The organism is Bartonella sp. AP20NXHL, from assembly GCF_042196165.1.
Classification (GTDB): Bacteria; Pseudomonadota; Alphaproteobacteria; order Rhizobiales; family Rhizobiaceae; genus Bartonella.
In genome coordinates this window covers 1-4078 of sequence record NZ_JBHIPV010000043.1, presented here as the reverse complement: position 1 = coordinate 4078, position 4078 = coordinate 1, and the positions used below count along the sequence as shown (strand labels likewise).

Sequence of the window (4078 nt, the reverse complement as noted above, 5' to 3'; positions counted from 1 at the left end):
ATAAATTGACTGAACAGGTTAATAATGTGATTACCAAAGTGGAAAGCGAGAGCTTTGTTCAGCAAGATAAGACAACGAGTCGTCTCACTATTGGTGCAAAAGTAGGTGGCGCAGAAATCAATATTGCAAATGAAAGCGGTGCTGATCGGATAATTTCTGGTGTTGGGGAAGCAAAGAACAATAATGACGCTGTTAACAAAAGCCAGCTTGATAGCAATATCAAGAATGTCAATGATAATGTAACAAATAAGTTTAGCGAACTTACTAAAAACATAACGAATATTACTCAGCAAGTTAAAGGTGATGCTTTGTTATGGAACGATAAAGCTAATGCCTTTGTAGCACGTCATGAAAAGAGCAAAGAAGAAAAAGGCAGAGCTGTAAGGACACAAGAAAACAGTAGAATTACGTTTCTTTTAGATGGTGATGTTTCTAAAGATTCAACGGATGCTGTCACGGGTGGTCAGCTTTATTCGCTGAACGAACAACTTGCAACCTATTTTGGTGGTGGTGCTGGTTATGGTGAGCAAGGACAGTGGAAAGCTCCAAGTTTTAAGGTTACGACAGTTAAGGATGATGGTAACTCTGAAGAGAAAACTTATAGCAATGTGGCGGATGCTTTGGCTGGAGTTGGTAATTCTTTCACAAATATTAGAAATGAGATCAGCAAAGAGATTAATAATGAGATTGCCAATGTGAAAGGTGATAGCCTTGTTAAGAAAGATCAAGCAACCAATCTTATCACTATTGGTAAAGAAGTAGAAGGCAGTGAAATCAATATCGCTAATAGTAGCAAAGCAGATCGAACTCTTTCTGGTGTGAAGGCAGCAACGAAGAATAATGAAGCGGTTAATAAAGGTCAGCTAGATAAAGGTTTAAAGGATCTTTCTACCAGCCTTCAGTCTGATGATTCAGCCGTTGTTCATTACGATAAACAGAAGGATGGTGCCCCTAATTATATGAGTATAACTTTGGGTGGTAAAGACAAGACACCTGTTGCACTCCATAATGTTGCTAAGGGTGTAATATCTTCAGAATCCTATGATGCAATTAATGGTCAGCAGATTAATAAAATAGGCGGTGATATTGCTAAGTTCTTAGGTGGGAATGCAGCTTTTAGTAATGGTGCTTTCAGTGAACCATCTTATGGGGTACATGACATTAGAAAAACTGGTGATGTAGATGTATCGCCAAATAGTCATCATAATGTTGGTTCAGCTCTTTCGGCGCTTGATTATAGCCTTGGGAATGTGAATACGCGTATAACGAATACGATCAATGATTTTAATAAAAAAATAACTGATAGTTCTCAACATATTGAGAAAGATGCTTTGTTATGGAATGATGAAGCCAATGCCTTTGTCGCACAGCATAAAACGGAAGAAGGTAAAAAGGAAAACAGCAAGATCACATCGCTGGCTGATGGTTCTATAGTATCAGGTTCGAGCGATGCTGTTACGGGTGGTCAGATTAATACCATAGCTGCAAGTTTATCAAAGATTTTAGGTGGCAAATCATCGTTTAGTGCTGATGGCACTTTTACAGTTCCCAGCTATGACTTATCGACAGTTTCTAAAGACGGTGAGGTAACAGATAAACCGTATGAAGGTGTTGAAAAAGCCTTTAAAGGACTTGATACAAATATCAAGACTGTTAACGCTCGCATTAAGGAAGTCTCAGAAGGAGTTGCACAAGATTCTTTATTATGGAGTAATGAGAGTAACGCCTTTGTCGCACAGCATAAAACGGAAGAAGGTAAAAAGGAAAACAGCAAGATCACATCACTTGCGGCTGGCTCTATAGTATCAGGCTCGAATGATGCGGTTACGGGAGGTCAGCTTCATACCATAGCTGCAGATTTATCAAAGATTTTAGGTGGCAGCGTATCCTTTGATGGTGAGAAGTTTAAAGATCCCACTTATACGGTGTCGAAAGTTTCTGAAGATGGTGAAGTGACAAGCGAATCCTATAATGATGTAGGCTCTGCTTTTGCAGGAATTGATACGAACTTCATAAATGTGAATAAACATCTGTCTAATGAGGTCAAAAAGTTTAATGAAAAACTAAGTAATATTACGCAAGAAGTTCAAGGCGATGCGTTGTTGTGGAGTGATGCTGAAGGGGCCTTTGTGGCACAGCATGGAAAAGAAGATAAAAGAGTGAGCAGCAAGATTAAACATCTTGCCAACGGAGACGTTAGTGGAACTTCAAGCGATGCTGTAGCAGGAAATCAGCTATATGCTCTAGGTGACAGTGTTGCGCAGTCTTTAGGTGGTCATGCTAGTTATGCCGGTGGCGCTTGGACAGCTCCAAGCTTCAAGATTAAGACCATTAATGAGGATGGTACTAAAGTTGAAGAGAAGAAGTATAATACTGTATCGGAAGCTTTTGAGGGTGTAGGAACATCTTTTGAGAATCTTCAAAAAGAGTTTACCCAAAACAACACGGAGGTTACTGAAAATATTAAGCAGAATGCATTGTTGTGGAGTGATTCTGACAAGGCGTTTGTAGCAACACATGGAGAGAAGGAAAGTAAGAGTAAGATTACATTTCTTTCCAATGGAGAGGTTTCTTCAAGCTCAAGTGATGCGATCAATGGTTCTCAGCTTTTTGAGACGAATAAGACTGTTGCAACTTATTTAGGTGGTGGCGCTGAATATACAGAAGGTAAATGGACGAATCCTAAATTCACGGTCAAGACCTTTGATGCTGATGGTGGATCTAAAGATCAGAATTATCCTGATGTAGCGAGTGCTTTAACAGGGGTTGGTAGTTCTATCACAAATGTTAAAAATGAGATTACAAAACAAATTAACAATGAAATTAACAATGTTAGAGGAGATAGCCTTGTTAAGAAAGATGCAGATACAAATCTTATCACTATTGGTAAAGAAGTAGAAGGCAGTGAAATCAATATAGCCAACAAGACTGGTACGGATCGGACTCTTTCAGGTGTTGGTGAAGCAACAAAGGATAATGAAGCTGTTAACAAAGGTCAGCTTGATGCAAGTCTGAAGGAACTTTCTACCAGCCTTCAGTCTGATGATTCAGCTGTTGTGCATTACGATAAAAAAGATGGTGATAATGGCGGCATTGATTACACGAGTGTGACTTTAGGTAAAGGTAAGGATGCAGGACCAGTTGCACTTCATAATGTAAAAGATGGTGCCATTGGTGAGAGTTCACATGATGCGATTAATGGTAGTCAGATCAACACAATTTCTCAGAATGTAGCTAAATTCCTTGGTGGTGATGCAAAATTTGTTGGCGGTACGTTTACAGGACCAACCTACAAGTTATCGAAGGTTGATACGGATGGTTCGGTAGCAAGTGCTAGTTTTGAAAATGTTGGTAGCGCATTTATTGGTCTTGATGATAATATCAAGAATGTAAATGCACGGATTAAGGAAGTTTCTGAAGGGGTAGCGCAGGATTCTTTGAATTGGAGCAAGGAAGCCAATGCGTTTGTAGCGCGTCATGAGAAGAAGCAAGAAGAAAAAGGCAGAGCTGTAAGGACACAAGAAAACAGTAGAATTACGTTTCTAGCAAATGGTGAGATTAGCGCTAAATCAACAGATGCTGTAACGGGTAGTCAGCTTTATTCAATGAATCAGACATTTGCGACGTATTTTGGTGGAGGAGCAGGTTATGATAAAGATGGACAATGGAAGGCTCCAAATTTTGTAATCAAGAAAGTTAATGCAGAAGGGACAGAAAGTGAAGAAAGTTATAAGAGTGTAGCGGAAGCACTTTCTGATATTAGTAGTTCTGTCACGAATGTTCATAATGATGTAACGAATGTAGTGAGTGAAAGCCTTGTCAAGCAGGATGATGAGACGGCTCCTATCACTGTTGGTAAGGAAACAAATGGCACTGTAATTAATGTTGCAAACAAAAGCGGTGTGAAACGGGTTATTTCTGGTGTAGAGGATGCAAAAGATAATAATGATGCCGTTAACAAGGGTCAGCTTGATGCAAGTCTGAAGGAACTTTCTAGCAGCCTTCAGTCTGATGATTCAGCTGTTGTTCATTACGATAAAAAAGATGGTGATAATGGCGGCATTGATTACACGAGTGT

Annotated in this window: 1 pseudogene; it reads left to right on the top strand. The window is 39.5% G+C overall.

The features are described from left to right. Positions 1–26: 26 nt before the first annotated feature. Positions 27–4078 (top strand): annotated as a pseudogene (locus tag ACFILL_RS08790) (hypothetical protein); the annotation flags it as partial.